General features: G+C 61.0%; 15 protein-coding genes. 7 read left to right on the forward strand and 8 right to left on the reverse strand.

What is annotated here, in order from left to right; all coding sequences use genetic code 11:
• Positions 1 to 37: 37 nt before the first annotated feature.
• The 7 genes from GA829_RS30145 to hutC all read right to left on the reverse strand — a co-directional run bounded on the left by GA829_RS30145 (position 38) and on the right by hutC (position 6812).
• Positions 38 to 700, reverse strand: coding sequence for an FMN-dependent NADH-azoreductase (locus GA829_RS30145; RefSeq protein WP_195176191.1), 663 nt, complete (start codon positions 698 to 700; stop codon positions 38 to 40).
• Between the two features lie 801 nt (positions 701 to 1501).
• Positions 1502 to 2203 (reverse strand): ABC transporter ATP-binding protein, encoded by a 702-nt coding sequence (locus tag GA829_RS30150; RefSeq protein ID WP_195176192.1) that lies wholly within the window; start codon positions 2201 to 2203, stop codon positions 1502 to 1504.
• Positions 2203 to 2952, reverse strand: coding sequence for an ABC transporter ATP-binding protein (locus GA829_RS30155; protein ID WP_195176193.1), 750 nt, complete (start codon positions 2950 to 2952; stop codon positions 2203 to 2205). Before GA829_RS30155 ends, GA829_RS30150 begins: the two co-directional genes overlap by 1 nt.
• Positions 2949 to 3800: a branched-chain amino acid ABC transporter permease gene (locus GA829_RS30160; RefSeq protein WP_195176194.1), complete on the reverse strand. Its 852-nt coding sequence runs from the start codon at positions 3798 to 3800 to the stop codon at positions 2949 to 2951. The genes GA829_RS30155 and GA829_RS30160 overlap by 4 nt, the downstream gene beginning before the upstream one ends.
• Before the next feature lies 1 nt (position 3801).
• The gene (locus GA829_RS30165; RefSeq protein ID WP_195176195.1) at positions 3802 to 4665 is read right to left on the reverse strand and encodes a branched-chain amino acid ABC transporter permease; all 864 of its coding nucleotides are present in this window, start codon (positions 4663 to 4665) and stop codon (positions 3802 to 3804) included.
• 144 nt (positions 4666 to 4809) lie between these two features.
• Positions 4810 to 5955 carry an ABC transporter substrate-binding protein gene (locus GA829_RS30170; RefSeq protein ID WP_195176196.1) on the reverse strand — a complete coding sequence of 382 codons (1146 nt, stop codon included), beginning with the start codon at positions 5953 to 5955 and terminating at the stop codon, positions 4810 to 4812.
• A gap of 50 nt (positions 5956 to 6005) precedes the next feature.
• A complete protein-coding gene (gene hutC, locus GA829_RS30175) occupies positions 6006 to 6812 on the reverse strand; it encodes a histidine utilization repressor (RefSeq protein WP_195176197.1) in 807 nt (268 codons plus the stop codon).
• A gap of 292 nt (positions 6813 to 7104) precedes the next feature.
• Here hutC and GA829_RS30180 point away from each other — a divergent pair, with 292 nt between their 5' ends.
• On the forward strand, positions 7105 to 8034 hold the full coding sequence (locus GA829_RS30180; RefSeq protein WP_195176198.1) for a helix-turn-helix transcriptional regulator: 930 nt from the start codon (positions 7105 to 7107) through the stop codon (positions 8032 to 8034).
• Positions 8035 to 8067: 33 nt separating this feature from the next.
• On the opposite strand, the gene GA829_RS30185 is transcribed toward GA829_RS30180, so the two are convergent.
• Positions 8068 to 8991, reverse strand: a complete 924-nt coding sequence (locus GA829_RS30185) for a DMT family transporter (RefSeq protein ID WP_195176199.1) — start codon at positions 8989 to 8991, stop codon at positions 8068 to 8070.
• Between the two features lie 248 nt (positions 8992 to 9239).
• Between GA829_RS30185 and GA829_RS30190 the strand changes: the two genes are divergently transcribed.
• The 6 genes from GA829_RS30190 to GA829_RS30215 all read left to right on the forward strand — a co-directional run bounded on the left by GA829_RS30190 (position 9240) and on the right by GA829_RS30215 (position 14810).
• Positions 9240 to 9878, forward strand: a complete 639-nt coding sequence (locus GA829_RS30190) for a cysteine hydrolase family protein (RefSeq protein ID WP_195176200.1) — start codon at positions 9240 to 9242, stop codon at positions 9876 to 9878.
• Positions 9879 to 9943: 65 nt separating this feature from the next.
• The gene (locus GA829_RS30195) at positions 9944 to 10576 is read left to right on the forward strand and encodes a phosphoribosyltransferase family protein (protein ID WP_195176201.1); all 633 of its coding nucleotides are present in this window, start codon (positions 9944 to 9946) and stop codon (positions 10574 to 10576) included.
• 35 nt (positions 10577 to 10611) lie between these two features.
• Positions 10612 to 12234 (forward strand): NAD(P)/FAD-dependent oxidoreductase, encoded by a 1623-nt coding sequence (locus tag GA829_RS30200; protein ID WP_195176202.1) that lies wholly within the window; start codon positions 10612 to 10614, stop codon positions 12232 to 12234.
• A gap of 26 nt (positions 12235 to 12260) precedes the next feature.
• Positions 12261 to 13100: a class I fructose-bisphosphate aldolase gene (locus GA829_RS30205; RefSeq protein ID WP_195176203.1), complete on the forward strand. Its 840-nt coding sequence runs from the start codon at positions 12261 to 12263 to the stop codon at positions 13098 to 13100.
• 29 nt (positions 13101 to 13129) lie between these two features.
• Complete coding sequence (trpD, locus tag GA829_RS30210; RefSeq protein WP_195176204.1) at positions 13130 to 14140, forward strand: anthranilate phosphoribosyltransferase; 1011 nt, start codon at positions 13130 to 13132, stop codon at positions 14138 to 14140.
• The gene (locus tag GA829_RS30215; RefSeq protein WP_195176205.1) at positions 14124 to 14810 is read left to right on the forward strand and encodes a phosphoribosylanthranilate isomerase; all 687 of its coding nucleotides are present in this window, start codon (positions 14124 to 14126) and stop codon (positions 14808 to 14810) included. The genes trpD and GA829_RS30215 overlap by 17 nt, the downstream gene beginning before the upstream one ends.
• Positions 14811 to 14815: the final 5 nt, after the last annotated feature.

The raw sequence follows: 14815 nt of genomic DNA on the forward strand, positions 1-14815 counted from the left end.
CGGCGCGGCTGATTGGCTATGCCCTCGCCATACGTTCTCAGGCAGCCGCCTTAAGGACGGATGCGATCGAACTGGCAAGTGCCTTTGCCTTTGCCTCAGCCGCTTCGACCGACTTGGCGCGCCGCTCGCCACCGAATTCCTCGAATTCCGCTGAGATCGTGTGGATTTCGGAGGCGCCAAGATAGTGCGCGCATGCGGCAATACCGGGATCCAATGCGTTCATGTGACGCCGGACGCCGTCCTCGAACCCGAATTCGCCGCGCGAGGACAAAACAACCAGCGTCTTGCCGCCCAGGATTGGTTCGATTGGGAAGTCGCCGCGTTCCAGATCAAACGAGAATGTACGCCCGATCCGGGCGATCTGGTCAAACCAGGCTTTGAGGGCGGCGGGCATATTGTAGTTGTACATCGGCGCCCCAAGCACGATCACATCGGCCTTCTCGATTTCGTCGATGAGCTCATCGGAAAAGGCGAGTGTCGCCTTCATGGCCTCGCTGCGCGCCTCCGGCCTGGTGAAGGCGGCCGCGATCCAGTTTTGCGTCATGAACGGTGGGGGATTGGTGCCAACGTCGCGATAGATCACGTCGTCCTGACCGCGTTCGGTGAGCCAGGCATCGACGAACAACTTGCTCAGCCGGCGGGAATGCGATCGCGCGACCCGAGCGCTCGAGTCGATGTGAAGTATGGTACGCTTTGCCATCTGGCCACCTCTGTAGATTGAAGATGATCAGAGTTATCGTGGCGACCTCCCAGGCGCAAAATCGAACGTCTCAAGTGCCTATGAATAGGGCTCAACCGTGGCGGTCCTCAAGAGTTGACGCGACGGCGATGCCCGGCCCATTGGGGCGGCGCAGCGTCCAACAGCGTTGCCCGCCACGGCAATTGGGATGGTCGGCCGGTATCTGGCCGGCAGCAGCCCCCTTGGTTCGAGCGTTGAAAATCGCCGATGCACCAGGCACCCAGCCAAGACGGAACCGGCTAGGAAGCCTTTGTCTATTCGTGTCATCAGCGACGACCGCCTAGCGGACATTGGCCCGTCCGCCGCGAATGAAAGAAAGCTCGGCGGATCTTCGCCTTGGCGCTTTACATTCCTCCCTTCTCGCAACGCGCTTCAATCTGGACCCCCAAGGCAAAATACAGTCAGTTCAAGCCTCAAAGGTCGCCCATCACAGCCATCATGCGAAAGCTCATCATTTTCGCAAACCCACTACTTAGGGACGGACGCAATTGCGCTCCAACCCCTCCTTGGCCAACACGGATACTATAACAATGATCCAGAGGGCACGACTGCACCCAGATGCCACATGTCGTTCGATGACGTCAGCTTTCGGCGCAGACGGCGCGTAAGTCGGCAACAATGTCTTTTGCACGAGCGGCGCATCATTTCAAAGGAGACGACGATGCCGCGAGCGAGCGGAACCTCCTCGACTTATCGCCGGCTGGCAATGGAAAGCAGCCGGCGCCAGATTGACGACAAATCAAGACAATGGAGCCACGTTCCCTATTGTCCAAGAAAGGCCGCAACCAGGTTTTCGTTCGCTCGTGCTTGCGCGGCCGACCCGCTCCAGAAAAGGTTGCCTGCCTCGAGCACGCAGACATTGTCGGCGGCTGCGAGCGCGCGCTCGGTGTTCTGCTCGACCAGAATGATCGCCATCCCTGTCGCTTTCATCCGGTAGAGCACCTCGTAGCACTCGTCGACGACCTTCGGCATGAGACCGAGCGACAACTCGTCCACCAGCAAAAGCCTTGGGCTCGACATCAAGGCGCGCCCCATGGCCAGCATCTGCTGCTCGCCGCCCGAGAGCGATCCGGCGAGTTGGGTCTTGCGTTCCTTCAATCGGGGAAAATAGCCGTACACCTGTTCCACGCCATCCGCGAGCTTGGCGGAGGAGACAATGTGGCCGCCCACAGTCAGGTTCTCGAGCACCGAGAGGTCCGGAAAAATGCGGCGGCCTTCGGGCACGATCGCCATGCCGTGCCTGATCCGCTGCTCGGCTGGCAGATTGGAAATGTCGGCTCCCTCGACCACAACACGCCCCGCCTTGCGCGCGACAATGCCAGCCAGGCACATCAGCGTTGACGATTTACCGGCGCCATTGGCGCCGAGCAGCGCCAGGATGCTGCCCGCGCTGACCGTGAACGACAAATCCCGGACCGCGACGATGTCACCGTAACCGCAGGAGAGACCGGAAACTTCAAGCATCAGGCATGTCCTCCGAGATAGGCTTGGCGGACCGCGGGATCGGCCATCACCTCGGCCGCGCCGCCAAACGCCAGCGGGCGCCCGCGGTCCTGCACATAAAGCGTCGGGCAGATGCGCATGACCTCGCGCAAATTGTGCTCGATCAGAAGGATCGTCTGGCCGCGAGCATTGAGGTCGCGGATGAGGTCAGCGAGCGAATGAGCCTCGGCCTGGTTGAGCCCCGCCAGAGGTTCATCAAGGAGCAGAAGCTTCGGATCCAGAGCCATCGCGCGAGCCATTTCCAGGCGCTTGCGCACGCCGAGCGGCATCGTGCCGGGAAAGTGATCGACGACGTCGCCCAGCCCGACAAGCCCCAGTAATTCCCGTGCCCTGGCCCTTTCCGGTCCGCGGTCGGTCCGGACCATCGCCAGCAGAGGATTTCTGGTCTTGCCGGAGCCACAGGCAAGCGCGACATTGTCGAGCAGCGTCATCCCGGCGAGTGGCTGGACGATCTGCTGGGCGAAGGCGAGGCCCGCCTGGACGCGGACGTTGATCGGCCAGCCGGTGATGTCCCTGCCGAGCAGCAGAACGTCGCCTTCGGTCGGTTTCACGATGCCGGTGACGACGCGCATCAAGGTGGTCTTGCCGGCACCGTTTGGTCCGATGAAGCCGATGAGTTCGCCATCGTTGATGGTCAGCGATGCATCCTGGACGGCGACGACACCACCGAACCGGACCGTGACTTTGCGAACTTCGAGGACCTTGCTCATACCTCGGTGCTCCGCCGGCGCGTGAAAGCGCGAGTGAACAATCCCGCTATGCCGTCCGGCGCGAAACGCATCATCAAGAACAGCAACGCGCTGTAGGCGAGCAGCTTGTAGTCGTCGATGAACTGGAAAAGCAGAGGCATGATGCTGAGCATCGCAGCCGCGAGCGCCACTCCCCAAACCGAGCCAATGCCACCAACAATCACCATGGCGAGCACGCTGACGGATTCAACGAAACCGAAGCTGTCCGGGCCGATGTAACGAAAATGATGGGCATAGAGCGCGCCTGCTATGCCGGCGGTGGCGGTGCCAATGACGAAGGCGATCAGCTTGTAGCGTGACGCGTCGATGCCGAGAACGCGGGCGACGTCTTCATTGTCGGCGACGGACTGGAAGACAAAGCCCATCCACGACTTCCGCACGTAGAGCGAAAAAGCCATGAAGGCAGCGGCCAGGGCCATGCAGAAGACCATGAAACCAATGCGGCTGAATCCGGTTCCCGGTATGCCCGAAATTCCAACCTCGCCGCCGAGGAAATCCTGCTGCCGGACGATGCCGACGAACAGGAAGCCGGCTCCCATCGTGGTGATCGCCAGAAAGTCGTGGCGCACCCGCAGGCTGGTCAGGCCGATGACGAAGCCGAGGGTCGCGGCGGCCAGGGCGGCGACCGGCAGGGTCAGGAGAAAAGGCACCGAAGCTTTGGTCATAAGTGCGGAAACGTAAGCGCCGGTGCCAAGGAACGCGGCATGGCCAAGGCTGATCTGGCCGCAAAAGCCGGAGATGAAATTCAAGCTGAGGGCAAACAATATGCTGATCGCCATGGTGGTGAGGAGGGTGATCTCGTAGGACATGCTATTTGTTCCCCAGCAGGCCCTGCGGCCGGACCATCAGAACCAGGATGAGAAAGGCAAAGGCGAGCGCGTCGCGGTCGAGGAAGCGTCCGAGATAGATGGTGCCATATGCCTCGATGACGCCGAGCAGCATGGCCGCGAGCAAAGTCCCCCTGATGCTGCCCAGGCCGCCAAGAACGATGATTGCCAGGGCCTTGTAGGACGGCACGCTGCCCATCGTCGGCTCGACGAGATTGTTCAGCAGCGCGACCAGCACGCCGGCGGCGGCAGCCAGCGCCGATCCGACAAAGAAGTTGAGATAGCGGACGTTTTGTATGTTGACCCCGAAAGCCCGCGCCATGCCCGGATCAGTCACGGTCGCCCTCCAGGCAATGCCGGTGCGGGTGCTCGTCGAGAGCCATGCAAGCAGGCCGAGCAATGTGATCGCCAGCCCAATGACCAGCGCCTCGGCATACTTCAGCAGGAACCCTGGGAACAGCTCGAACTGCCCCTGCAGCGGCGGGTTCTGATAGGACAGCCCATAGGGACCGAACAGGATACGGTAGATCTCCTCCGAGGCGATGAAGAGCGCGATCGAGGCGATCAGGGCGATGAATGGCGGCTGGGAGAGCAGTGGCCGGTAGGCGAAACGGTACATCGCCATGCCGACGATCCCGGATGCCGCCATCGCCACGATCAAAGCCAGGGCAAAGCTTCCGGTCTGGTTGGTGACGATCACGCCAAGATAGGCACCGAGTGTGAAGAGCGCCGCGTGGGCGACGTGCAATATCCGCAGGAGGCCGTAGACAAGCGTGAGGCCGAGGGCGATCAGGGCATAGATACTACCCTGGACAATCCCTTGAATGAACAATTCGAGATAGAGCATATGCCCGCGCTTCCAGCGTTGATCGGTAAGGCGAAAAGCCGTCTAGGGGGAGAGGCCCGATAGCGAACGGGCGCACTCTGACCGCAAAACGGAACCGCCCTCCCGGGGCCAATCGACCCCGGGAAGGCGACGGAGCGCTGGATGCTACTTTTCCGGCGGAGCGAGAAGCACCGGATCGCTGATCACCGAATAATGATGCCAGTTTCCATCCTTGACAATCTGGACCTGCACGTCCTTGCGCACCTCGCCCAACTGATTGAAGGTGATGGTTCCCGTCGAAGCGACCATGTTGGTCGCGGCGATCGCGTCGCGGATCGCCTTGCGATCGGTCGTTCCAGCCTTCTTCATCGCCTCGATGGCGACGTTGACGGCGGTGTGAGCGGAAGCGGCGACCATGTCGACCTTGTGGCCAGCCTTCTTTTCGAAGGCCGCGATGAAGTCTTTCGTCACCTGCGCTTCGGAGTCACGGTCGAGCGACGTGGTGATGATGGTGCCTTCAGCGGCAGCGCCGGCGATCTCGATGAACTCCTGCGAATCGTAACCTTCCTGCCCGATCACCTGGGCGGTCACACCGGCGGCGCGCAATTGGCTGATGAGCGGTCCGGCGTTGAAGAAGTAGCCCGTCGCGTAGATGACGTCGGGATTGTCGTTCTTCACCTGCGAAACGATCGGGCCGAACTGTCGGTCCTTCATGCCATATTCGTATTCCGCCACGATCTCGATGCCATATTTGCCGGCGACGTCCTTGAAGCCGGCGGCAAGCGATTGGCCAAAGTCATTCTTGAGGGTGATGACGTCGACGCGCTTTTTCTTCAGCACTTCGCCGATCAGATACCCGCCGGCGCGGCCCTGCACTTCGCCCATGAACGAGGTTCTGAAGACATAGTCGCCCGCGCGCGTGATGTCCGGGTGAATGGCGTAGGCGGAGATATAGGGGACGCTGGCCTCCTGGAAAATACCAGCCGCGGCCCGCGTCGATCCAGAGTAGCTCCCCGAAACCGCCATGACGACCTGATCCTTCTCGATCAGTTTCTGGGCGATCGGAACCGCCTCGTCCGGCGAGCCCTGATCGTCATAGACGACAAGTTCAACGTTCTGGCCGTTGATGCCGCCTGCCGCGTTCGCCTGCTCGACCGCAAGCTCCGCGCCCGTCAGCGCGGACTTGCCGTCGGCCGCGGCAAAACCCGTGAGCGGCACGTTGAAGCCGATCTTAACACTGTCCGCATGCGCCGCGCTCGCCAATAGCAAGCCGCTCATCGTGATGCCGGACAACAATGCACTCAGTTTCATAACTTCCTCCCTACTGTTGACTAAGGTTGTCTGCAGGTCTGCGCTGCAGTTTATGTCCTCTGCTTCTGCCGCAGCGGACGTCTGACCGGACGGTTCGTCCGGTCGTCGAACAACATGCCCATTGGCGTTGTCCGGTAGCGGCCGCGCAATTCGTATCGGCTGGCTGGATAGGTCAGCGTGACCACCGAAACCACCTGGTTCCAGGACCAGCTCCGCCGGTGCAGCACCAGGCACGGCTCAATTGCCTCGATCTCCAGCAAGTCCTGCTGCTCCGCCGTCGGAAGACTTGCTTTGACCACGTGCTCAAGCTCGCCCACCGGGGCAATTGAAACCAGGTACTCGGTCGGAGTGACCGAGGAAAAATCCTGATCGAGGAAATGCGGCGCGACGTCGGGATTGACGTAGCGGTTTTCGATCTGCACCGGCACGCCATTCTCCGAGTGAACCAGCACGATATGGAAAAGACTGTCGCCGGGCTGCAATCCAAACCGGTTCGCCAAGTCCGCGGGAGCGGCAATGCAATTGCTGGCGTGAACATAGGCGGAATGTTGATTGCCCTGGTCACGTATCTCCTGGGCGATGTTCTTGAGTTCGAGCAGGCTTGCCTGCTGGGGCGCCTCCCTGACGAAAGTACCGACACCGTGGACGCGCGTGATGCACCCCTCGTGCATGAGTTCGCGCAAGGCACGATTGATCGTCATGCGGCTGATGCCGAGATCCTTGACCAGCTGGTTCTCGGATGGAAGCCGCGTGCCGCTCGGCCACTCGCCCGAACGGATCCGGCCCAGGACATATTCCTTGAACTGGAAGTAGAGCGGGTGAGGCCCGGAAAAGATGTCCTCGATTATCTTCTTCATAGGCCTATCCCCACCAATTCGTTTTCGGTGCCCGCGACAGGAAGATGGCGCGGAAGACGGAAGCGGCGCCGGGCACCGCGCATTGTTCAATCGGAAAAATCCGCGCGAATGCGCGTCCCACCCTCATCAACCCCATCGCTCCCCGAAGCCCTATCGGGCCTGCTGTATGAGATGAGATGACATGTCTATACCTCTTGTCAAGCCTGCTTGTATATACCAGTATGCCTTTCCAAGATCGTCGTCCATTTTGAAAGCCCCTCATTCCTGGAAAATGGTTCTTTGACATTTTCCAATGGAAGCCGCGTTGTGGAACACAGTTCAGTGTAGCGACATGAAAATATCAAAAAGACAAAATCAAAGCGTTGCGCCACGCCCAGCGGGCAGGCCCGGCAAGGTATACTTGCAAACCATGATCTCCAAATTGATGGAGGCTATCACGGCAAAGGAGCTGAAATTCCGGTTCCGTGATTCAATAAATCATTTCGGCTTTGGCGGATTCATCTGCGACAGATCCCTATTCCAACCTCTTAGCGACGACGAGATTCTTAACGATAAGCGAGAGAGCGATATCGATACTTCAACTTTCGTCACTTTCTTTGATGAAAGCAACCTCTACAACGACATCGCTCAGCGTCTCGGATCGAGCAGTGTCAGCTATCTCTCGGCCATTTCGACGGCAGCCAAGACGTATTTCGAGGACCGGCGCGGTCACCAGGCTCGCCACTTCGTGCGGCAGCACGTGACCCCGTTCCTGAACGTCACGGACGCGCCGCGAAAGCATCTGCCGCTGCTGCAGACCGTCTTCAGCATCGGCACGGATTTCGGCCAACCCGCCTTTCGGGATCGGCTGAGCGTCCCGATAGAGATAGCGGGAGGCCAGACCGCCTATCTTGGCCTGTTCACGCAACGCACTCCCTGCGCGCGCGATATGCTGGCCGGGATCACCCTGGTCTATTTCTATCACGAGCTTTGCCGGACGCGGTCGGCCGCACCGCCGGACGGCGACCCGGTTGACGCAGTGGTGCTCGGCGCCACGCAGCTGGAATGCATAAAATGGGCGGTCGCTGGCAAGACGATCGAGGACATATCGGTCCTCACCGGCCTGCACTATCGTACAGTGCGGTATCACATGGAGCAGGCGCGGAAGCGCTACGGCTACGCAACGATGCGGCAGACCCTGGCCAGGGCTGCCTGCGACTACGATCTCGATCCGATGGGATGATTGGCGGCGCGCCGAGGTCACAATGACGCCCAGCTACCGGGGTCGCGCTTTGGGCGCGGGCAATCGCACCGGCGCCGCCGCGGTCCTGATGTTCAGCACGATGATGCCAGCGAGGATGAGGCCAACTCCGAAGAATTGCGGCCACGCTCCGAGTTCACCGAGAAACAGCCCTGCAAGCAGAATTGCGGCAGCCGGCTCAAGCGTCGCGATCATGCTGGCCCTGCTCGCCTCAAGGTAACTCAGGGACAGGACGAAAAGGGAGTAGCCAATGAGCGTCGGGATCCAGGCGATCGCCAGGATTAGCGCCCAGGCTTCCCAGCCGATATCGATGTCGAGGATCGAAGCCGGCCACGTCCAGCACGTCAGAAAGAGCGCGCCGAAGCCGAACGCGAAAAGAACCGTCGTCCACGGATCGTTCTGCCGCAATGCTCGCTTGCTGAGCAATGTGTATGCCGACTTCGTGAGGCTGGCGCTGAGGCCGAACAACACCCCAAGAGCATTGAGTTCGAGCGAAGCCGGATCATAGGCACCGGTAACGAAGACGCACCCGACGATGGTGAGAACCAGGGCTGTGATCTTCTTTACCGTCATCGCCTCGCCGAGGAACAGCACGGCGCCCACGGTCACGAATGCAGGGTAGGTATAGAGCAGCGATATGGCGGTCGAGACGGAGGAGTGGTCGAGCGCCAGGAAAAACGTCGCGTAGTTGAGGCTGATGCCAATCAACCCAAGCATGGCGAAGAACGGGACCTGGCCGAGAGCGATCGTTGGCAGCCGCCGGCGTGCGGCCGTAAGAATTACGGCCAACGTCACGAAAGCGACAATCGCTCTCAAGGTCACGACGTTGAGCGGATGTATCCCTCGCTGAAGAAGCAGCTTCCCAAGTATGCCCATGCAGGACAGCGCCAGCGCCGAGGCCACAGCCGCCAAAACGCCCTTCATAGCTTTCGACATCATCGCTATTGTCACCTTCTTGCCAGTATTCTTTAAATAAAAATTGCCGGCAAAGTAAATTGCATATAATCGGAGCGGCGTGTATTTTTAGTAAAATGTTAACTTCCAACTTATCGCGAGATAATCGAAATACATCGACACCCGGTCAACTGTCACTTCTGCACGTTTACAGCCAAGTACCCGGCCTCATAGTGTCGATTTCCAGGAAGACTTTCGGCATTCCCCGGGCCTGCATCCAATTGGAGTAGACAATGTTCGATGCGATGTCACCGGCCTTGCTCATCATTGATATGCAGAACGATTTTGTAGCCTCCGGCGCGCCAATCCGCTGCCCCGGCGCGACGGATATATGCGGCTCCATCGATGAGCTGCGGCGGACCGCCCGCACGGCAGGCATCCCCGTCATCTTCACCCAGGAGCGGCACCGCGCCGAGATGGTCGATTTTGGTCTGGAACTCGAATATGGCGAACCACTTCATTGCCTCGAAGGCACCGCGGGGCCGGATTTCTACCCCGCGCTGACGCCGGAAGCGGGCGAGTTTGTCGTTCCAAAGCGCCGCTATAGCGCGTTCTTCGCCACCGATCTCGAGATCCTTCTGAAGGGCCTGGGGGTCGACACGTTGATCCTGACCGGCGTGGCCACGGATGTATGCGTCCGGGCGACAGCACAGGACGCGCAACAGTTGAACTACCGCGTGTTCGTCGTTCCTGAATGCGTTGCCGGCACGACCGAGGCGAGAAACGAAGCCGCATTGGACAACATCGCCTATGTCTTCGGCAGCATACTGCCTGCTCGCGAGGCCTGCACCCTTCTCAGCAGCACGAGCGCGAACCCACGCCTGTCGAAAGCTGATCGCGGCGCCCCAGGCGCGACGCGGAGCGCGGCATAGCGAGAACGAATGCCGGACATTCAGCCGGCACGGCAATGAATTCGATCGTCACCAGAGGGAACTCCATGCAAAACGTCGATATCGATTCCAGCGCACGTAACGCGAACCGCATCAACGGGTCGAAGAAACCGGTTGGGTGGATGGTTCGCGCGGCATTCGACGGATGCCCGCTCATTCCCGTCAACGGCAGGCAATTCGTCCTCAACCCATTGACCGAGCAGATACCCGCAACCAGTCCCGAGCTGCTTCGCGATGCCGCGAACTGGGTCGCCGAGGTTGTCGATTTCAGCAAGGCGACCAAGATTGCCGGCGAAGAGGACAAGGGTGCTGTGCTCGTCGCCGCAACCGCCCTGCTGGTCGGTTTGCCGTTCGGGCTTGCGCGATGGCAATCGTCTGGCCTGCAGGGGCAGATCAAGGTGCCGTTCGAATGCGAATACACCAGTGGCGACCTTTACCTCAACGGCGTTGAGTCCAACGACCGGGTCGTAATCGTCGACGACGTCATCAGTACGGGCGGCACGATGGTCAGCCTGATCCAGGCGATCCGCCAGTGCGGCGCCGAGATCGTCGACGTCGTTTGCGTCGCCGAAAAATCCGCCTATCGCGGCGTGGAGCGGGTGCAGGACGAAACCGGCATCAAAATCAAGACCTTACTCAAGCTCGATCTGTCAGGCCCGACCTCGGCCATCCTCGACTAAAGCGACAAGCCACACACCAAGCGGAGGAATATGAGATGTCCCAGCAATTCGACACGGACTATGACGTCATCGTTATCGGCGGCGGGCCCGCCGGTTCTTCGTCCGCGACATTCCTGGCACAGTCGGGGAAGCGGGTGTTGCTGCTCGAGCGCGAGAAGTTCCCCCGCTACCATATCGGCGAGTCCTTGCTGTCGGGAACGCTGGAACTGTTCCGGAAGCTGGGTGTGCTCGACCAACTCGAGAAGACCTTCACCAAGAAGTGGGGCGTCGAGTGGATATGGGGTGAAACGCGCAAGAAATGGACGACCTATTTCAAGGACGCCGTCTCCATACCTTATGACTACGGTTTCCAGGTCGAGCGTGCCGAGTTTGACAAGATTCTGCTCGACAACGCCGCAAGTCACGGCGTGCACGTGCGCGAAGAATGCAAGGTTTTGTCCTCCATCACTGAGGGCGATCGAGTGGTCGGCGTCGAGTTCGAGGCTCTTGACGGCGGTGAGGTCCGGCGCGCGCTCGCCAAATGGGTGATCGACGCCTCGGGCCAAGGCGGGTTGATCACCCGCAAGACCCAGAAGCAGCAGTGGGATCCACTGCTCCAGAACATGGCCGTCTGGTCCTACTGGCGCAATGCCAAGCGAGGCGAAGGCATCGACAATGGCAACACCTTCCTGCCGACCTTCTCGGAAGGCTGGTGGTGGTTCATTCCGTTGCGCAACGAGATCACCAGCATCGGCTGCGTCGTCGACCGCAAGAACATGGACAAGCTCAAGGAGCAGGGCATCGAGGAATTCTACCACGCCGCGATTGCGCGGACGCCGGAACTCGCGGAGCGGCTGGAGGGTGCCGAGCAGGTCGAAAAGATCCGCATCCTGCGCGATTGGTCGTACGAATACGACAATTTCTGCGGCAAGGGTTATCTGGCGGCCGGTGACTCGGCCTGCTTCATCGATCCGCTGTTTTCGACGGGAGTCCATCTCGCACTGCTGGCTGGCTACATGTCCTCCCTCGTGGTGAACACGTTGCTGGAAGACGAGACGGCCGACGAAGCGGCTCTCCTCGCCTTCTACGAACGCAACTACCGACGCGATTTCACGCGCTACCGTGACCAAGTCTATTTCCTGTATGCGGGCCAGGCGAGCAGCCAGGAGGACTTCTTCTGGAAGGCCCGGTCGATCTTCGATCGGCCCAATCTGGATCCCAGGCAGGCGTTCATCTCGCTGATCGCCGGTTCGTTCGAGCACCGCGGCTGGTACCACCGCTGCCTGCAGCGCATGGGCACGCCAACCGAGCTGCAGCGGATCGTAACCGAGCTCTCCGATCCGGAGCAATTCAAGGATGATACGGCGCGTTCGAACCTGGTGCTGCGGGTGTCCGACGGCTGGCAGGTGGTGGACGACTACTCGATCGAGAACGATCGTCTGGTGCCCAGCAAGACCATCCGCACCCACCAAAAGCTCGAGCTGCCGCTGACGCCCGTGGTTGACGGCATCCTCGCCGAGGTGCGGCGAGGTCATGGGGTCGACTCCATCGTGGCGACGCTGACGGAAGACGGCAAGCTGGCGTCCTCCAATGTCTACCGCAGCCTGGCCGATGCGATCACCTATGGCGTGCTCGAACTGGCCGATGCACCGGCCGGCCAGCAACGTGCCGCCGTCTAGTTCAACGCAGGCAAGGAGATCGCTTTATGTCGACGGATTGCGGAAAATCGTTCAGGCTCGGTCGCATCTTTAACCAGGCCAGCAACAAGGCCGTGTGCGTGGCCTTCGACCACGGCCTCGACGTCGGCCCGATGCCAGGCATCACCGACGCGCGCGGCACCATGGCCAAATTGGTGGAAGGCGGTGCCGATGCGGTGCTGGTTTCTCCCGGCGTGGCGAGGATCTGCAAGGATCAGTTCACCGGCAAGCAAGCGCCGGCGCTGATCCTGCGCATGGACTGGACGAACATCTGGCGGCCGATACCGCAACTGAGTTACGCCGAGGGCTCCACCTGCCTGATCGCGCAGGTCGAGGACGCGGTGCGCTACGGTGCCGACGCGGTTCTCAGCTTCATGTTCATCGGCTATGCGGATTCGCGCGTCGAGGCCGACGAGATCGCCAAGAACGCAGCGTTGACGCGGGCCTGTGAACGGTTCGGCATTCCGCACATCATCGAACCGATGTGCCGCGGATCGAAGGCCGCCGACAAGGCGTTCGATGCCGAGTTCATCGCCTTTGCCTGTCGCATGGCAGTGGAGATCGGCGCTGATGCCCTCAAGACTGATTACAGCGGCTCCGCCGCCAGCTATCGCCCGGTGATCGAGGCCTGTCCCGTGCCGATCCTCATCGCCGGCGGCCCGAAGACCAAGACGCTCGCCGAGAGTTTCGAGATGGTCGAAGGCGCGGTTGAGGCTGGTGCCGCAGGTGTATTGCTCGGCCGCAACATCATCCAGGCGGAGGATCCCGCGGCAACGCTGCGGACCATTCGCGCCATCGTCCACGACGGCATGGCTTCGGGCGAAGCCATGCGCCGGTTCCTCGGCTGAAGGAGGCGGCGATGGTCCAGGATGTGCTGATGAGCAGCCCGCCCGTGATTGAGGATCTGTCGACGGCGGAAGCCGAACAGCAGTTCACAGCTATTCTCGACGGCGACATGCCGCTTGATGAGGCCGGCGCGCTTCTCGTGGCGCTGTCACGCAAGGGCGAGACGGAGGAGGAAATCCTCGGTTGCGTCCGCAGCATGATGAAGCGGGTAGCGCCGACCGATCTCGATGGTCCCGACGCCATCGACATCGGCGGCACCGGCGGCGATCGGCTTGGCACGTTCAACATCTCGACCACCACGGCATTCGTCGTCGCCGCCGCCGGCCTGCCCGTGCTGAAACACGGCAATCGCGGTTTCAGCAGCCGCTCCGGAAGCGCCGACATGATCGAGGCACTCGGCATATCGTTGTCCGCGTGGCCAGACCACGAACACGTCCGCGCCTGCCTCGCCGAGGTTGGCATGGCGTATCTGTTCACGCCGACGCATCACCGGTTCCCTGAGGGCCTGAACGCGCTGCGCAAGCGGCTCTGCATCCGCACGATCTTCAACCTCGCCGGCCCGCTGGCACATCCGGCACGGTTGCGACGACAGATGATCGGCGTGTCGGACCCCACGCTTCTGCCTGTTTTCTGCAATGTTCTGGCGCGATCAGGGCGGAAGCAGGCCTGGATCTTCCACGGCGCGGACGGCGCCGACGAGATCAGCGTCTCGGGACGCACCACCATCCACGAACTGCGGAACGGCCAGTTTCGGGTCTTCTCCGTCAGTCCAGAAGACTTCGGCATCGTGCCCTCGCCAGTGACGGCGCTTCGCGGCGGCGACGGTGTGGAGAACGCAGCGATCTGCCGCGACATTCTCGCCGGCGCCCCTGGTCCGAAAACCGATGCCGTTCTGATTTGCGCGGCGTCCGCATTCGTTTTCGCTGGGTTGACGTCGACGCTCCTTGACGGGATGGCGGCGGCCCGTGAGGCGATCGGATCAGGCGCCGCGGCGAGGGTCCTGATAGATCTTCGAGAGGCAAGTCATGACCGTCGCGGTTAAGATTTGCGGCATTACCGAGGTCGCGGATGCCGAAGTGGCAGCGGACGCCGGCGCCGATTTTATCGGCCTGGTGTTTTCTGATAGCCAGCGTCGCGTGTCGCTCGACATCGCCCGGACGATCGTTGAGGCGATTTCCCCGATCGCACGCACGATCGGCGTGTTCGTCAACGAATCGCTTGAGTTCGTCCACGCCGCCGCCGCCGGCTGCCATCTCGATGCCGTGCAACTGCAGGGTACCGAGACGGCGGACTATTGCGCGCGGTGCAGGTGGCCGGTGTTCAAGGGGATTCACCTCGACGGGCCGCTCGCGCGTCACGACCTCGAAGCCTACGACGTCTCGGCCTTTGTGTTCGACACCCATGTACCCGGCCTATCGGGTGGAACGGGCAAACGTTTCGACTGGAGCTGGGTGGCCGGATTTTCAGCCCGACCATTCTTTCTTGCCGGGGGTCTCGATCCCGAAAACGTCGCCAGCGCGATCGCGCGGACGCATCCCTATGCCGTCGACGTCAGCAGTGGCGTATCGCTTAGCGCTCGGCTCAAGGACCCCGCGAAGATCCGCGCCTTTGTCACCAATGCGAAATCGGTCTCCTGCCCACAGCGGCGCGATTGGGCGATGCCCTTTCTGGCGCGCGAACCGACGCATGGGACCAGCCCCAGAATTTCCTAATCCGA

Source organism: Mesorhizobium sp. INR15, from assembly GCF_015500075.1.
GTDB lineage: Bacteria > Pseudomonadota > Alphaproteobacteria > Rhizobiales > Rhizobiaceae > Mesorhizobium.